The sequence below is a fragment of the Rhodonellum sp. genome (assembly GCF_030656585.1).
Classification (GTDB): Bacteria; Bacteroidota; Bacteroidia; order Cytophagales; family Cyclobacteriaceae; genus Rhodonellum; species Rhodonellum psychrophilum.
On record NZ_JAUSPP010000067.1, the window covers coordinates 116,170 to 132,061 of the forward strand.

Below are 15,892 nucleotides of genomic sequence, written 5' to 3' on the forward strand. Positions count from 1 at the left end.
TTCATCAATTTTTATTTTTCCATGAAGACAAACAGATTAATCCATAGCCAAAGCCCCTATCTCCTCCAGCATGCCCATAATCCCGTGGATTGGTATCCTTGGGGAGAGGAAGCCCTTCGTAAATCAAAAGCGGAAAACAAGCCTATTTTGGTCAGCATTGGTTATTCTGCCTGTCACTGGTGCCATGTAATGGAGAAGGAAAGCTTCGAAGACGCGACCACCGCTGCGCTCATGAATACCCATTTTGTCTGCATCAAAATCGACCGTGAGGAAAGACCTGACCTGGACAACATCTACATGGAAGCCGTGCAAACCATGGGTTTACAGGGAGGATGGCCTCTCAATGTATTTTTGATGCCCAACCAAAAACCATTTTATGGAGGCACCTATTTCCCGAACAAACAATGGAAAGGTTTGCTCAGCAACATCGCGGATTCATTCGAAAAACATTTCGACCAGTTGGCCGAGAGCGCCGAAGGATTCGGGGAAAGTATCGCCAGAAGTGAAAGTGAAAAATATGATTTGAAAGCTGAAAAAGCCCTGCTTTCCAAGGAAGAACTTGCCGCTGTCGTCAAGCAATTGCGGGACAAATTCGACTCGGAATGGGGAGGTATGAAACGCAGCCCAAAATTCCCCATGCCAGCCATTTGGAGTTTTCTTTTGGACTATGGAGTCCTCAAGAAAGACGAAACCCTATTGGATGAAGTATTCTTTACCCTCCGAAAAATAGGAATGGGCGGTATTTACGATCATCTCCGGGGTGGGTTTTCCAGGTACTCGGTGGATGGGGAATGGTTTGCCCCTCATTTTGAGAAAATGCTCTATGACAATGGACAATTGCTGGAGCTTTATGCCAAAGCCTTTCAGATTACCCAGGACCCTTTTTTCAAGGAAAAGGTAAATGAAACCCTGGGCTGGTTGGAATCCGAAATGCTTCAGGAAGAAGGTGGTTTTTTTGCCGCACAAGATGCGGACAGTGAAGGGGTGGAAGGGAAATTCCATACCTGGAAATATACCGAGTTGGAAAGCCTGCTGGGGGAAGACCTGGGATGGTTTGCCAAACTCTACACCCTCAAAAAGGACGGAAACTGGGAAGAAGGGGTAAACATACTTTTCCAGACCGATTCCTATGCTACACTGGCCAAGGCTGAGGGAATTCCAGAAACTGACTATATGGAAAGGCTACAGCAAACAAAAGAAAAACTCCTCCAAGTGCGGAGCAAGAGAATATACCCAGGACTGGATGACAAAATCCTGAGTGGCTGGAATGGGTTGATGATTTTCGGATTGGTACAGGCCTATTTGGCCACCAGCGACATAAAACCATTGGATTTGGCCGTCAGCAACGGGGAATTTATTTTAAAAAAGATGCTCCTGAATGGGGTTCTTCAAAGGTCTTATAAAAACGGAACGGCATATACGCCCGCATTTCTGGAGGATTATGCCGCCGTGATCCGGGGTTTTATAGCCCTCTATCAAGCCACATTTGATCAAAAATGGCTGATTGAAGCCAAGAAATTATGTGATTTTGTTTTGGACAATTTCCTTGACCCAGAGGATGGTTTTTTCTTTTTCAACAATCCCAAGGCGGAAAAACTCATCGCAAACAAAAAAGAGCTTTTCGACAATGTCATCCCCGCCTCGAATTCCATTATGGCCCGAAATCTCCAGGATCTGAGTCTGTATTTCTATGAGGAAAAATATGCTGAAATTGCCCAGAATATGCTTGGATCGATCCATAAACTGATTGTATCCGAACCCGCATATCTGTGCAATTGGGCCAGTTTGTATTTGACCACTTTAGTCCGAAAAGCCGAAATCGCCATCGTAGGCAAAGGAGCAAAGGATAAAGCCAAAACCTTGATGCAATCCCATCACCCACAATTTATCCTTGCAGCGACGGAGAATGTCGGAGAAAATCCTCCACTACTGGCCCACAAGACCCCTGATCTGGAGGGAAATGCTTTAATTTACGTATGTTTCAACAAGGCCTGTCAAAAGCCGGTTGCTGATCCAGCCGACGCTTTGGTACAATTGCCCACTTTAGCCTAAATACTTTTGGAGAGTTTATTCGGAGACGCTTACGCACCACAGGACAGCAAATCCAATTTGTATGCTGACATCATCATGCCTGTCCCCATCCCCAAGATGTTCACCTACAAAATCCCCAGGAATTTTGCAGATGAAATCGGCATTGGCTACCGGGTGATCGTCCAGTTTGGGCTCAAGAAGGTTCTGACGGGCATTATCGCCAAGGTACATCAAAAGGCCCCCAAAGAATATGAGGCAAAACCGATCTTGGATGTGCTGGACACCTTTGCGACAGTCAATCCGCTTCAGATCAAATTTTGGGTTTGGATGGCGGAATATTATTGCTGTCATATAGGAGAGGTGATGAATGCCGCTTTGCCTTCGGGGCTCAAGCTCAGCAGCCAAAGCAAAATCCAACTCAATCCCAGCTATGATTCCGACCAATCCCCCTACCCTTTGGATGCACGGGAGGAAATCATCCTTCAGGCACTTGCCAGCAAAAAAGAACTCAGTTACGAGGAATGCGAGGATTTGTTGGGGATCAAATCCATTCAGGGGATCATCAAAAGTTTGATCATCAAGGAAGCCATTCTGGTCTTTGAAAAGGTGATGGAAAAATACAGCCCCAAAGTAGAATCCAGAATCAGGCTTTGTCCACCTTACTTTTCCGATATCAAAGCATTGGAATCACTTTTTAAAGAATTGGCCAACAAACCCAAGCAAGAAGAAATCCTGCTCAAATACCTTCAGGAAATCCCCATTTACCAGAAACCGGAACTGAATATCAAAGGCTTGGACAAGAAGGTGTTCACGGATGCAGGAATGACGGGAAGTTCCATCAAAACACTGATCAAAAACGGGGTTTTGGAAGAGTATAAAATCATTATCAGTCGCTTTGAGGAGATGAATGCAACGGAGGAGAAAATCATCCTTTCCACCGAACAGGACGAAGCCCTTCAGCAAATCAAGACCCAATTTGAGGAAAAAAACACACTCTTGCTGCATGGCATTACCGGAAGCGGCAAGACTGAAATTTACATCCAGCTGATCAATGAGGCCTTGGACAGTGGCTCCCAAGTGCTTTTGTTGTTGCCTGAAATCGCCTTGACCACCCACATGGTTTCCCGACTCCGAAAGGTTTTCGGGAGCAAAATGGGTGTTTACCATTCCAAATACTCCGACAATGAGCGCGTGGAGGTTTGGAACGGTGTGCTGAGCGGCAAATTTTCCTTTGTCATCGGCGTAAGGTCTTCGATTTTTTTGCCTTTTGACAGTCTGGGATTGGTCATCGTGGATGAGGAGCATGAGAGTTCGTACAAACAATACGATCCCGCCCCACGCTTTCAGGCCAGGGATGCTGTGCTCATGCTGGCGTGGCTGCACCAGGCAAAAACGATCCTGGGCTCAGCGACTCCATCATTTGAAAGTTATTACAATTCACGCACAAAAAAATACGGATATGTCTTTCTGGACAAACGCTATGGAGGAGCATCGCTTCCCCACTACCAGCTTTCCGATATTTTGGTGGACAAAAAGAAAAACCTGCTCAAGCTGGATTTTACCAGATTGATGCGCGAAAAAATACAGGAGACGCTCAACAAGCAGGAACAGGTGCTGATTTTTCAAAACCGTAGGGGTTATGCCCCTTATATTGCCTGTGACGATTGCGGTTGGATCCCTGAATGTGAGCATTGTGATGTGAGTCTGACCTACCATCAATTTGGGGAAGAAATGCGCTGCCATTATTGTGGATTCAAGGAGAAAGTACCGAGAGTCTGCCCAGCCTGCGGAAGCGGAAAGTTAGGCGCCGTTGGTTTGGGGACCGAAAGGATCGAGGAAAGTTTAAGCCTGTTATTTCCAGAGGCACGGGTGGCCAGAATGGATTTGGACACGACCAGAAGCAAATACGGATACCAAAGACTCCTCGAAGAATTTGGCGCCGGCAACATTGATATTCTGGTAGGTACGCAAATGATCACCAAAGGCCTTGACTTTGAAAAGGTAACGCTGGTTGGGATCTTGGATGCGGACAGGATCTTGTTTTTCCCGGATTTCAGGGCCGGGGAAAGGGCTTTCCAGCAAATTACGCAAGTGGCCGGAAGGGCAGGACGGAGAGAAAAGCAAGGAACCGTCATCATCCAGACCCGAAAACCGGATCAGGCAATTTTTGGACAGGTGATTTCTGGGGATTATAAAAACTTCTATCTGCAGGAAATGGCGGAAAGACAGCGATTCTTCTATCCCCCATTTGTCAAAATCATCAAAATCTCCACCCGCCACAAGGATTACAAGACCGCGGAAAAAGCAGCTAGGCACCTCCACAATCTGATGGGAGACATTCAGGTCAAGAAGATACTCTTGGGTCCGGAAAAAGGACTGGTGGGAAAAATTAAAAACCAATACATCTATGAGTCCTTCGCCAAACTTGACAAATCAGGAAATGCCCAAGCCTATTTCAAGCATGAACTGCAAGGACTCTTGATGGAAATGCAGGCGCATAAAGATTTCAGGGGAACCCGATTCGTGGTGGATGTGGATCCTTATTGATGGATAAATTCCAAAACCGGAATTTATTCTTGTATCCGCTAAGTTTTTGAATTGGTTCCAATGCTGTATCTTGATCCGCATATGAACAATCCTCTTCAATATCCCATCGGCCCGTTTGCGTCGCCAAAAGAAATCAACCCGGAAAGCATCCATGAATGGATCACAAACATTGAAGCCTTTCCGGCTTTGCTGAAAATGGAAATTCAAAAGCTTTCAGAAGCCCAACTGGACACGGCATACCGACCTGGCGGATGGTCGGTGAGGCAAGTGGTGCACCATTGCGCAGACAGCCACATGAACAGTTTTATACGGTTCAAACTCGCCTTGACCGAAGAAAACCCAACAATTAAGCCCTATTTTGAGGGCCTCTGGGCAGAAATGTCAGATGCCAAAACCCTACCAGTGGTATCCAGTTTGGCAATACTGGAAGGTCTTCATGTACGCTGGGTAGCGTTGCTTCGCGGCATGGACTCGGAAGATTTTGCCAGAACCTTCTTTCATCCCGAAAACCAAAAATCCGTCCGACTCGACAAGACCATCGCCCTCTATTCCTGGCATGGCCTCCATCATTTGGGACATGTGAAATTGGTCAGCGGGCATTGATTCCCTTGGATTTGAAGTGCGCTATTTTCAAGTCAAACGGAACTGACCAAACCTATCCCCTACCAAAATATCAATACCCGAATTCTGATCCGGATTTGATGGGATTCCGGGATTTTTGATCGTGGGAACATGGCTCCGCATTGTGAAAAGAAAGATGGCCGGAAAAAAGTCCCTGCATATTTCGGGGGCAAATACCGGAACAATGTTGGTTTTTAGATCAAATCAATGCAAACCATATTATATTTGGGGGAAAATCAACCGAATGCTGCCCGACAATCGCTTCAAAAATTTGCTCGGGCGAGCGCATTGATTTTATTTGGTGGAAATCCGAATTTCGAATGACTTTTATTTCCCATTACATTTTCAAAAAGAAGACCCATCAATGGCACAAGTAAACGAAGGATTAAAAAGGGAAGTTGGGGTTTGGGGGCTTTCCGCGAACATTGTCAACATCATCGTGGGTGCCGGGATTTTTGTATTGCCGGCCATCGTCGCCGAGACAATGGGTGCTTCCGGGGTCATTGCCTACCTTTTTTGCGGATTTCTTATTGCTTTGGTGATGCTGTGTTTTGCTGAAGCTGGGAGCAAAGTAACCCACTCGGGCGGAGGATACGCCTATGTGGAAACTGCTTTTGGGCCTTATCCCGGGTTTTTGGCCTCCATATTCATGATGATGGGCAGCATATTTTCCGATGCGGCGGTGTCCAATGCATTGGTGGAGATCCTGGCCTTGGCATTCCCAATTTTCAAAAATCAAACTGTCCGGTTGATCTTTCTATTCCTCATATTTTCCGGACTGGCAATGGTCAATGTGATCGGTGTCAAACAAGGAATCGGCTTGGTAAAAATCAATACGATTGCCAAGTTGACGCCGCTTTTGTTTTTGATTGTCATTGGTTGGAAAGATGCTTCCATGGCCAATTTGTACTGGGAATCCACGCCAACACTCCAACAATTTGGAGAGGCCTCTTTGATTTTGTTTTTTGCCTTTCAGGGCGGGGATGCGGGACTTACCATTGGAGGAGAGATCAAAAACCCACAAAAAACAGTTCCAAGGGCCATTTTTATCGGGATCTCATCTGTTCTTTTTCTTTATATCATGATCCAGGCAGTTTCTCAAGGGGTTTTGGGCGCAGAATTGCCAAATTTCAAGGAAGCACCATTGGCGGAAACGGCCAAGATTGTATTCGGTCCTGTTGGGTACACGCTCCTATTTATCGGCGCAGGGATCTCGATGTTTGGGATGCTGAGCGGAGAAATCCTGAACAATCCCCGCGTGATATTTGCCATGGCCAGAGACCGGGTAATCCCATTCGGCAAGTTGGCCTCCATCCACCACCGATTCAAGACCCCACATCTGGCGATTTTCCTGTATGCGGGTCTAGGATTTACCTTGGCCGCCATCGGTGGTTTTCGGCAACTCGCCATTATCGCCTCGGCAAGCATGCTGTTGGTTTATTTTGGTGTATCACTTTCCGTCATCAAGCTTCGACAGATGAAGGAAACGAGACCTGAAGAATTCAAAATCCCATTTGGCTATACCGTCCCCCTACTTTCGGCGGGCATTATTCTTTATTTCCTGTCCAACTTATCAGGAGTTGAAATTCAGGGAACCCTCATTTTGATTGGGGTATTGACCATGATTTATTTCTTGATGAGGTTTTTCAGAAAAGGTAAAATCAGATTCTGAGAAGTTTAACTGATTCTATTTGAAAATTCAATATTATTATTCTATCAGATAAAATCATTTGACTAAAAATTCTCAAAAAAATAATTTTTTTGTGCAATTATTCAATTATTGCTTTATTTTTATATGTTTTATACACATCGGTAAAAGTTGAAGCGAAAAACTAATTTTTATTTACCTAAAATCAAAGGCTTATGAAAAATTCAATCCTTATTCTTTTGGCAGTGTTAATATTGGCAGCTTGTGAAAAAAAAGATGCGCCGAGGTACACGCAAAACTCCCCTGAAATTGACATTTTAAAATCAGGAATCAGTCACTACAACACAAAAAACTGGGAGGCCATGGCTGCAAATTTCGCAGATACGGCCAAGGTCTATTACAACACCAAAAAATCCCCAATTTCATTTAAAGAGGTCTCTGCCTATCATGGCCAGAATGATGTGAATTTTTCTTCCAGGGGATTTCTGGATAGGGATCAAGATTACGAAATGGTGGTCACGGACAAGGGTGAAACCTGGGTAAATTTCTGGGGGATCTGGGAGGGAACACTAGCTGCAGACAACAGAAAAATTGAAATGCCGGTCCACTTGACCGCCCAATTCAAGGATGGAAAAATAGTGGAAGAGCATGGCTATTGGGACAATGGCCCCTTGATCATGGCCATTCAGGAAATCGAAGCCGCGGAAAAAGCCAAAAGCGCAGTACCCGTTAAGTTAAAGTAAAGGGTTCGGACCTTTGTACTCTCCCGAAATCATGAAAAGTGTAATGAAGTCGCAGAAATGGGGTTTCACCACCTTTTGTGATTTCGGGAGCTATTTTTCCTCGTATTGGCTTCAAAAGTGTTTAACCCGTGTTTTTTTCGGGTTTTAAGCCGTGTCGATTTGGGTTTTAACCCTTGGCAGGAATGCCCAATCCCACTCCATCCTGAAATTAATTGATACTCAGTCAATGGTTTAAATTTTTTGACTTCGCCATATCGGTGACATGCGTCATTCTCCAAATCGCCGGATTTGTTTCAATCCCAATTGGAAAACAGAATACCTACTTCCATCTATCTTGCGTCAAGTTGGCCGCTTTACGTTTATTTTTCCAAGTCTTGGAATTCGGGTTAAATCCAAATTGTTTAAACCCGTCTTATGCATTAAGAACTGAATTCAACATTACAATCAACTGATATTCAATTATTTGTTGCTTGTTTTTGACTTCATCCTATTGGCGTCAGGAGTTAGTCTCACAATAGTCTATTTTTCTTGCAGTTTCGATCTCATTTGGAAACGGAATGCATATTTCGGGTTAAATTCGAGTGGATTGAAAATTGAACCCATCCTGGTTTTTCATTTTCAGATTGCCTGATTATCTCTTTGTTTTAGGGTGCAGCATCTTACTTTTTCAAAGAAAAAACGTATTTTGGTTATCGATTATTCTTTGGGTATCTTTTTGAAAATTGCTCAATTGCCGCTACATGAATTTAGAGAACATTATCGCAATCCTCATCATTTATAACCTGCGCAGGCATGCCAGCAAAGCAGGAAATACCCAAAAATGGGACAAAATCCTGAAAATCGGTATCTGGATAGCCATTGGGCTTTTGATATTGAGCATAATGGGACTCCCAAATGCCGCACTTTTGAAAGTGTTGACTTTCGGTTTTTTGGCATCTTTGATATTTGCAGTGTATCGCATTCCCGAATTCCAAAGTGCAAAGCCCATCGTCCTCGCTGGCCTCCCCTACCTCCTTATTTCCTTTATAGGCGATCTTTTGGGCTTTATCAATCCTGAATTGTATGCGAAATGGGAGAATTATTTTGAAACCGCCCTATTTTTCACCTTGCTGTGGGCTGCGGCCATGTTGATCATCAACAACAAGCAAAAGAAAGCCCTGGAAAAGGAAAGGATCAAGGCAGAAGAGAGGGAAAAAGAACATCGTATCACTGAATCTTTGAAGGCAGAACTTGAAATCCAAGTAGCAGAGCGAACAGCGGCGCTGACCCTTCAGAAAAATAAGTTGGAAAAAACATTGAATGAACTAAAAGCTACCCAAAACCAACTGATTCATGCCGAAAAAATGGCTTCTTTGGGAGAATTGACTGCCGGAATCGCCCATGAAATTCAAAACCCGCTCAACTTTGTCAATAATTTTTCTGAGGTCAGCAATGAACTCATCCAAGAAATGAACACCGAATTGGAAAATGGTGATTTGGAAGAGGCCAAGTCCATTGCCAATGACATCCAACAAAATCTAAAGAAAATCAACCACCATGGCAAACGGGCAGAGGCAATCGTCAGAGGAATGCTCATGCACAGCAGAAGCAACTCCGGAAAAAAAGAGCTCACCGATATCAACGCACTTGCAGATGAATACCTCCGGCTTTCTTACCATGGCCTACGAGCCAAGGACAAATCCTTCAATGCGGATTTCACCACCGATTTTGATCCCGCCCTCCCGAAGATTATGGTGATCCCTGAAGATTTTGGACGGGTTTTGCTCAACTTGATCAACAATGCATTCTACGCCTGTGCCGATAAAAGCCACATGGAGGCCCTAGAGCTCGGCAAAGACAGGAAAGAAAGGCCAAAAAGCATTGATGCATACAAACCAAAGGTTAAGATCAGCACGAAAATGATTGACCAAAAAATTCGAATTTCAGTCAGCGACAATGGCTCTGGAATACCGGAAGCGATCAAGACCAAAATTTTCCAACCCTTTTTCACCACCAAACCCACCGGACAAGGGACAGGCTTGGGATTGTCTCTCAGCTATGACATCGTCATGGCGCACGGTGGAGATATACGGGTAGAAAGCAAGGAAGGTGAGGGTACCACATTCACCATCCTGCTGCCATTGGATTGATCCACTGGAAACTTTATTTTCTTTTGCTAACTTGTGTGAGACATGTATGGATTCTTAGATTTTAATAGACCAGAAGGGGTGAAAAGTTAAATCCGAAGTATGCAATAGTGGAGGGTGTCGCCGATCAATGCAAAAGAATTGGATAGAAATGAATGAACAAACTCAACCATGGCGAAGATATTGGTAGTGGATGATGAAGCGGATTTGGAGACCTTGATCAAGCAAAAATTCCGACAACAAATCCGGCAAAAGAAGTACGAATTCCTATTCGCTTGTAACGGTAGGCATGCTTTGGAATGCCTCGAAGAAAACAAAGATGTGGATGTTGTCCTGACCGATATCAATATGCCGGAAATGGATGGTTTGACACTATTGAGCCGACTCTCTGAAACAAAGCCATTGATCAAATCCGTGATTATCTCTGCCTATGGTGACATGGACAACATCCGGACGGCCATGAACCGTGGAGCCTTTGACTTTATCACCAAACCCATCAATTTCACGGATTTGTCCATCACCATCGAGAAGACGATCCAACAAGTACACCAAGTGCATGAAACACTTAAGGCCATCAAGGAAAACAATATCCTCAAAATGTACGTCGATGAGGCAGTTCTTAACTTTATGGGTCGAAAGGAATTTGAAAAATCACTTTTTGAAAATGAAACCGTGGTGGGATCCGTCGCTTTTATCGACATCTGTGGGTTTACTTCCATCAGTGAGACCCAAAGCCCCGATCAGGTGGTCCAGCTTTTGAATGAATATTTTGACTTGATGGTCAGGGAAATCATCCAGCAGAAGGGCATAGTGGACAAGTTTTTAGGTGATGCATTGATGGCCGTATTCAAGGGTGACTTTCATTTGGACCGTGCCCTCGAAGCCTGCCTGAATATCCGGAAGGCCATAAAGGCCATTTCAGCATCTACCGATAAAAATGAATATCGTCCAGAAGTGTCCATCGGCATCAACAGTGGCGAGATGATTTCCGGCAACATTGGTTCCTCCACTTTGCGGCGGCTGGACTATACCGTCATCGGAGACACCGTCAATGTGGCTTCCCGGCTACAGGCCGCAGCCAACAAAGGCCAAATCCTGATATCAGAGAAAAGTTACTTGTCCATCAAAGATTCCTTTTTGTGCAACAAAATCGGGGAAATGACCCTCAAAAACAAAAAATCCCCAGTGGTGGTCTATGAAGTCCTCAGCTAAGGTGTGCCTCCTCCGGAAATCCCGTTCCAGTCAAGGAAGGGGATCGGTTTGGGCATCGAGCAGTTGGGCAAGTACTTGCGTGCGTTGTTTTCTTGAATATTGGACCACCGAATCAGAGACAGGGAAATCTCTTTGAGAAATAAATTCCCGAAGAAATGTTTGGACACCTTCCCTATCCGTATGGGCAAAAACCTGTCCTGCATTTGCTTTTTTGAGGATAATGGCCGCATCGCCATAGGGATCACCCAAGGCAAGTATTGGCCTTCCCGTTGCCATGTATTCGAAAAGTTTGCCGGGTATATTGCCCTTGGCATTTTTGGTATCCGTCAAGATGAGGAGCAAAAGATGGGCTTTTTGGTAAAAACCAAATACCTCCTCATGGCTGACATACCCTTCCAATGCAACATGGGCCCTTCGCCATTCCTCCTCAGCAATGAACTCCTGGACCTGTTCCGAAACCTTGCCCACAAACCGAAGCTTAACCGGATTTTCGGATTTTTCAAACACCGCTTGCATCGCCTCCAAGAAAGGGATGGGATTCCGAATGGAATCGATCACACCCGTGTAGACGATTTCCAATTTCCCCTGATCAGGCAGGATGTCGGACCAATTTCCTGGCATATCCGATGGATCATAGCCGTTGGTCAACAAATGGATCTTTTTGTGCGCCAAAGCTTCAAAATCCTTTTGGAAGGTGGGGCTGATGGTTGTGATCGTATCGGCCTCTTTCAAAACACTCATTTCAAGTTTCTTATGGATATTTCGCACCATCTTCATCATGGGCAGTGCATCCAGAAATTCCCACTGCGACCAGGGGTCCCGGAAATCGGCCAACCAGGGTATCCCCGTTTTTCTTTTGAGATTCCTCCCTATCAGGTGCATGCTATGGGGCGGACCGGTGGTAATGACGGCTTGAAACTGCCCCTGATCTACTAGGTCCTTCAGGAATTTTACCGAAGGTCTCACCCAAAACACCCTTGGATCCGGCACCAGTAAATTGGCCCTCAAACTGATTCCCAGTTGGTCCAAAATGGATTTTTCTTTTTTCTCCAATACCTTGGCAGTATCGCCCAGCTTTTCTCCTTTGAGTTTTCTAAAAATCCCATAAGGTTCCCAAATCGGGAATTTAAGCACCTCGGTTTGTGGTTCCACCTCTTTCAAAAGGCTTTCGTCCCTCAATTCAAAATCCGGGTTTTCGGGTGTGAAAATCACCGGATCCCAGCCAAAATCGGGAAGATACTTCGCGAATTTCAACCAGCGCTGCACACCTGATCCCGCACTCGGCGGCCAGTAATAAGTGATGATCAGGACACGTTTGGACATAAGGTTATTGTTGAATTTCAACTATAAAAGATAGGTGCAAGTTGGGCTTTCGAGACACTCCACCAAAAGAAAATTTCTCTATATGGACAAATTAAAAGAAGGAAAGTCAAGGAGTACCATCGGGATAAATCAATTCCATATGATACTGGCTCTGACCTTTTTTAGATGCACAAGCAGTATTTACCATTGGGGATGGACTTCTTCCTTGATGTATTTTTCATACACCTTTCTCACTGCCTCCATTTTTTCTGCGGCAATCGGAGCGAGACTCCCTACCTTGACATTGGACAGAACCTGCTCCACTTTGGAAGCTCCAGGAATCACCGTACTCACCTCCGGAAACATCAATACCCATCGCAAGGCCATTGCAGCGAGGGGTTCATTCCCTTCGAATATTTGCTTCAATTCATCCACCGCAGACAATCCCTTTTCGTAAGGCACACCTGAAAAAGTTTCTCCTTTGTCAAAGGCAGCCCCTTCGCGATTGAAAGCCCTATGGTCTTCTGGATCAAAAACCGAACTGGAGGTCAATTTTCCGGTCAACAAACCACTTGCCAACGGTACCCGCACGATGACGCCGACGTTATTGACTGCCGCCTGGAAAAAAAACTTCTCCGAAGGCTTAAGCCTAAACATGTTGAAAATAATTTGAACGGTGGAGACGATTTCGTATTTCATGGCCAACATGGCCTCCTCCACCTTTTCTACGCTTACGCCCAAGTGACGGATTTTTCCTTCCTTTTTCAACTGCTCAAAAAGCTCGAAAATCTCATCCCTCTGGTACACCGCTGTGGGGGGACAATGGAGTTGCATCAAGTCAATGGTCTCTAAACCCATGTTTCTCAATGAGCCTTCCACATACCCGCGAAGCGCTTCGGTAGTATAGCCTGCATTCACATGGGGATTGATTTGTCTCCCGCATTTGGTGGCTACGAATATCTCTTCGCTGCTTTCCCGAACGACTTTTCCCACTGCGGATTCGCTCAATCCCCCATCATAGACATCAGCAGTATCAATGAAATTGATCCCTTGATCGATGGCTGTATGGATAATTTTATAAGCAGCCTTCGGATCAAAGGTTCCTCCCCATCCTCCACCGACTTGCCAAGTCCCCAAAGATATTTCAGATACCTTCCAATCGGTCTTGCCCAGTTTTCTATACTCCATATTTCAAATGATTATTTCGGTGATTTTTTCAGGAAGCAATTTAAATTTTTATCTTTAGAAACCTTTAACAAAATGGCTATGAAATCCCGTAGAAAATTTCTTCAAACCTTAACCGTAGCAGGCGTAGCCGCTACATTACCTATTCAAACCATGGCAAACACGCAAGATTCCCAAAAAATGATCCACCAAGTATTTTTCTGGTTGGCAGACAAAGAAGGCGCCGAAGCCTTCAAAAAAGAAGCTGCTGTACTGGGGAAATGCAAAACCGTAGCTAAATTCTACATGGGAACTCCCGCCCCAACAGAGAGAAGGGATGTTGTTGACCACAGTTTTCAGGTTGCCTGTACACTGTTTTTTGACAGCATCGAAGACCAGAATTACTATCAGACAGACCCCATGCACTTGGCCTTTATCGAAAGAAATTCGACCAAGTGGACCCAAGTTAAAGTCTATGATTTTATCATCTAAACCAAATGGCTATAAACATCGTTTATAGCGTGTGAATTTTAATCAATCAGAATGAATAAAAACTATTTATCCCACTGGACGCTTTTATTTCTGTTTTCGGCATTCTTTTCTGCCTGTAATCCTGAAAAAAATGACCCGATGCCGGTTGCTGCTGAAGATGTGGTCAAAAAAGCCATTTTTGACAGCATGAAAGAATGGTATTTTTGGGAATCCGAACTGCCTTTGACTTTTGATGTTACCAAATACAATTCCAACGAGGAATTGCTGGATGCCTTGATGTTCAAACCCCTGGATAGATGGTCCTACCTGACCACGAGGGCGGCATTTGATGCTTCCTTTACCGGGCAGACGACTGGCGCCCACGGATTCAGTTTCGCATTCGATCAGCAGGAAAGATTGTTTGTCGCATTTGTTTACGACGAATCGCCTGCTGGAAAAGATGGATGGAAAAGAGGTTGGCAGATCGTGGAAATGAATGGAAAACCTATTTCTGATTACAAAAACAGCCAGGGAGGCTATAGTTTTTCCCTCGGAGCCAATGAAGTTGGCGTAAGCAATACCTTCAAATTTAAGTTGCCGGATGGCACCGAATCGACAAGGACCATTCTAAAAGGTGCTTTCCAAACAAATTCGGTGTTGCACAAGCAAGTAAATGAAATCGGAGGTAAAAAAGTGGGACACTGGGTGTATCAAAGCTTTAAGGCCACTGCAGGCCTCACCCCTACCAGAAGCCAGGAAGTGGACGATTTGTTCACCTATTTTCAGGCCGAAGGGATCAATGAACTGATCATTGACCTCAGGTACAACGGTGGTGGATCAGTGGCGGTCACTGAGCAGATACTGAACTACATTGCACCCAACAGTGCCAATGGGAATACCATGTACACCAACAAACACAATGGAAACAAATTTTCCAACAATAGGACTGTCAATTTTGCCAAGAAAGGAAATTTAAATCTCTCTCGTGTGATTTTCATCACTTCCAGAGGTTCGGCTTCCGCTTCAGAACTGTTGATCAATTGCCTCGAGCCCTACATGGATATCGTGTTGATTGGGGACAATACCTACGGAAAGCCAGTGGGTTCATTTCCTCTCTCCGGATTCAATAGAAGTCTAAGCTCCAATAACGTCGAACTTGTTCCCATTACTTTCGCAATCGCCAATTCACAGGGCAGGGCGGAATATTTTGATGGGTTTCCTGTCAACTTCCCCGTGGGAGATGATCCAGCAAAAAACTGGGGCAATCCTGAGGAAAGAAGGTTCAAGGCAGCAATGGAATTTATCGAAAACGGAACCGTCAATGCACGGATGATGACCGAATTTTATCGACCCAAATGGGAAATGATTGACGCCTTTGAAGGTTTGCAAAAGGAATTTCCTTTGTATTGATCCAAAATTTGGTAATGAAAAGTAAAAATGTGGAATTGGTCTTTTTAACATGATCGATTCCACATTTTTTTTATACCTCTCCGGAATATCCCCAACTCATGCCAAAATCCAGATTACCCTTATTGAAAACCCAAATTCGGATCCCCAATTATAATCTGGGCCCGACCCGGTTTCGATGGCTTTCCGGATTCCTCCTTTTTTCAGAAAGAAACTTCCCACAACAGGTTCAAAAAATCACAAAAACTGTGGTGCCCCAAAAAACATCAGCGAATTTACGTCCTAAGCACGCAAAGAAAACAAGTTGCTTCTCTATCATTTGAGGAGAAACCAAAAATCAGAAAAAAAAGACCTTTGCGTCCTTCCCGTGAACCTTAGCGCTCTTTGCGTTAAAATTTTCACGCCAAGTACGCAAAGCGTTTCGCAGAGTCCGCAAAGAAAAAAAGTTGCCCTCTATCATTCAAGAAGAAACCAAAATCCATAAGAAAAAGACCTTCGCGTCCTTCCCGTGAACCTTGGCGCTCTTTTCGTTAAAATTTTCACGCCAAGTACGCAAAGCGTTTCGCAGAGTCCGCAAAGAAAAAAAGTTGCCCTCTATCATTTGAGGAGATACAGGAGAA

The 15,892-nt window shown here is 44.6% G+C and carries 11 protein-coding genes; 9 read left to right on the forward strand and 2 right to left on the reverse strand.

Annotated features, from left to right (window positions below; genetic code table 11):
- Nucleotides 1-21: 21 nt before the first annotated feature.
- The 7 genes from Q7J63_RS17550 (at nt 22) to Q7J63_RS17580 (ending at nt 10,928) form a co-directional block, all read left to right on the forward strand.
- Nucleotides 22-2,052, forward strand: coding sequence for a thioredoxin domain-containing protein (locus tag Q7J63_RS17550; RefSeq protein WP_304888015.1), 2,031 nt, complete (start codon nt 22-24; stop codon nt 2,050-2,052).
- Nucleotides 2,053-2,058: 6 nt separating this feature from the next.
- Complete coding sequence (gene priA / locus Q7J63_RS17555; RefSeq protein ID WP_304888017.1) at nt 2,059-4,578, forward strand: primosomal protein N'; 2,520 nt, start codon at nt 2,059-2,061, stop codon at nt 4,576-4,578.
- A gap of 60 nt (nt 4,579-4,638) precedes the next feature.
- Nucleotides 4,639-5,181, forward strand: coding sequence for a YfiT family bacillithiol transferase (locus Q7J63_RS17560; RefSeq protein ID WP_304888019.1), 543 nt, complete (start codon nt 4,639-4,641; stop codon nt 5,179-5,181).
- 382 nt (nt 5,182-5,563) lie between these two features.
- Nucleotides 5,564-6,871: an APC family permease gene (locus tag Q7J63_RS17565; protein ID WP_304888021.1), complete on the forward strand. Its 1,308-nt coding sequence runs from the start codon at nt 5,564-5,566 to the stop codon at nt 6,869-6,871.
- A gap of 191 nt (nt 6,872-7,062) precedes the next feature.
- On the forward strand, nt 7,063-7,590 hold the full coding sequence (locus tag Q7J63_RS17570) for a nuclear transport factor 2 family protein (RefSeq protein ID WP_304888023.1): 528 nt from the start codon (nt 7,063-7,065) through the stop codon (nt 7,588-7,590).
- Between the two features lie 740 nt (nt 7,591-8,330).
- Nucleotides 8,331-9,719 carry a sensor histidine kinase gene (locus Q7J63_RS17575; protein ID WP_304888025.1) on the forward strand — a complete coding sequence of 463 codons (1,389 nt, stop codon included), beginning with the start codon at nt 8,331-8,333 and terminating at the stop codon, nt 9,717-9,719.
- 168 nt (nt 9,720-9,887) lie between these two features.
- Nucleotides 9,888-10,928, forward strand: a complete 1,041-nt coding sequence (locus Q7J63_RS17580) for an adenylate/guanylate cyclase domain-containing protein (RefSeq protein WP_019599572.1) — start codon at nt 9,888-9,890, stop codon at nt 10,926-10,928.
- A gap of 30 nt (nt 10,929-10,958) precedes the next feature.
- Here Q7J63_RS17580 and Q7J63_RS17585 read toward each other — a convergent pair whose 3' ends face one another.
- Together Q7J63_RS17585 and Q7J63_RS17590 are read right to left on the reverse strand one after the other, a co-directional pair.
- Nucleotides 10,959-12,251, reverse strand: a complete 1,293-nt coding sequence (locus tag Q7J63_RS17585; protein ID WP_304888027.1) for a glycosyltransferase family 4 protein — start codon at nt 12,249-12,251, stop codon at nt 10,959-10,961.
- Nucleotides 12,252-12,431: 180 nt separating this feature from the next.
- Complete coding sequence (locus tag Q7J63_RS17590; protein ID WP_304888029.1) at nt 12,432-13,418, reverse strand: aldo/keto reductase; 987 nt, start codon at nt 13,416-13,418, stop codon at nt 12,432-12,434.
- A gap of 72 nt (nt 13,419-13,490) precedes the next feature.
- Here Q7J63_RS17590 and Q7J63_RS17595 point away from each other — a divergent pair, with 72 nt between their 5' ends.
- Together Q7J63_RS17595 and Q7J63_RS17600 are read left to right on the forward strand one after the other, a co-directional pair.
- A complete protein-coding gene (locus Q7J63_RS17595; protein WP_236613269.1) occupies nt 13,491-13,886 on the forward strand; it encodes a Dabb family protein in 396 nt (131 codons plus the stop codon).
- 51 nt (nt 13,887-13,937) lie between these two features.
- A complete protein-coding gene (locus tag Q7J63_RS17600) occupies nt 13,938-15,275 on the forward strand; it encodes a S41 family peptidase (protein ID WP_304888031.1) in 1,338 nt (445 codons plus the stop codon).
- The last annotated feature ends 617 nt before the right edge of the window (nt 15,276-15,892 follow it).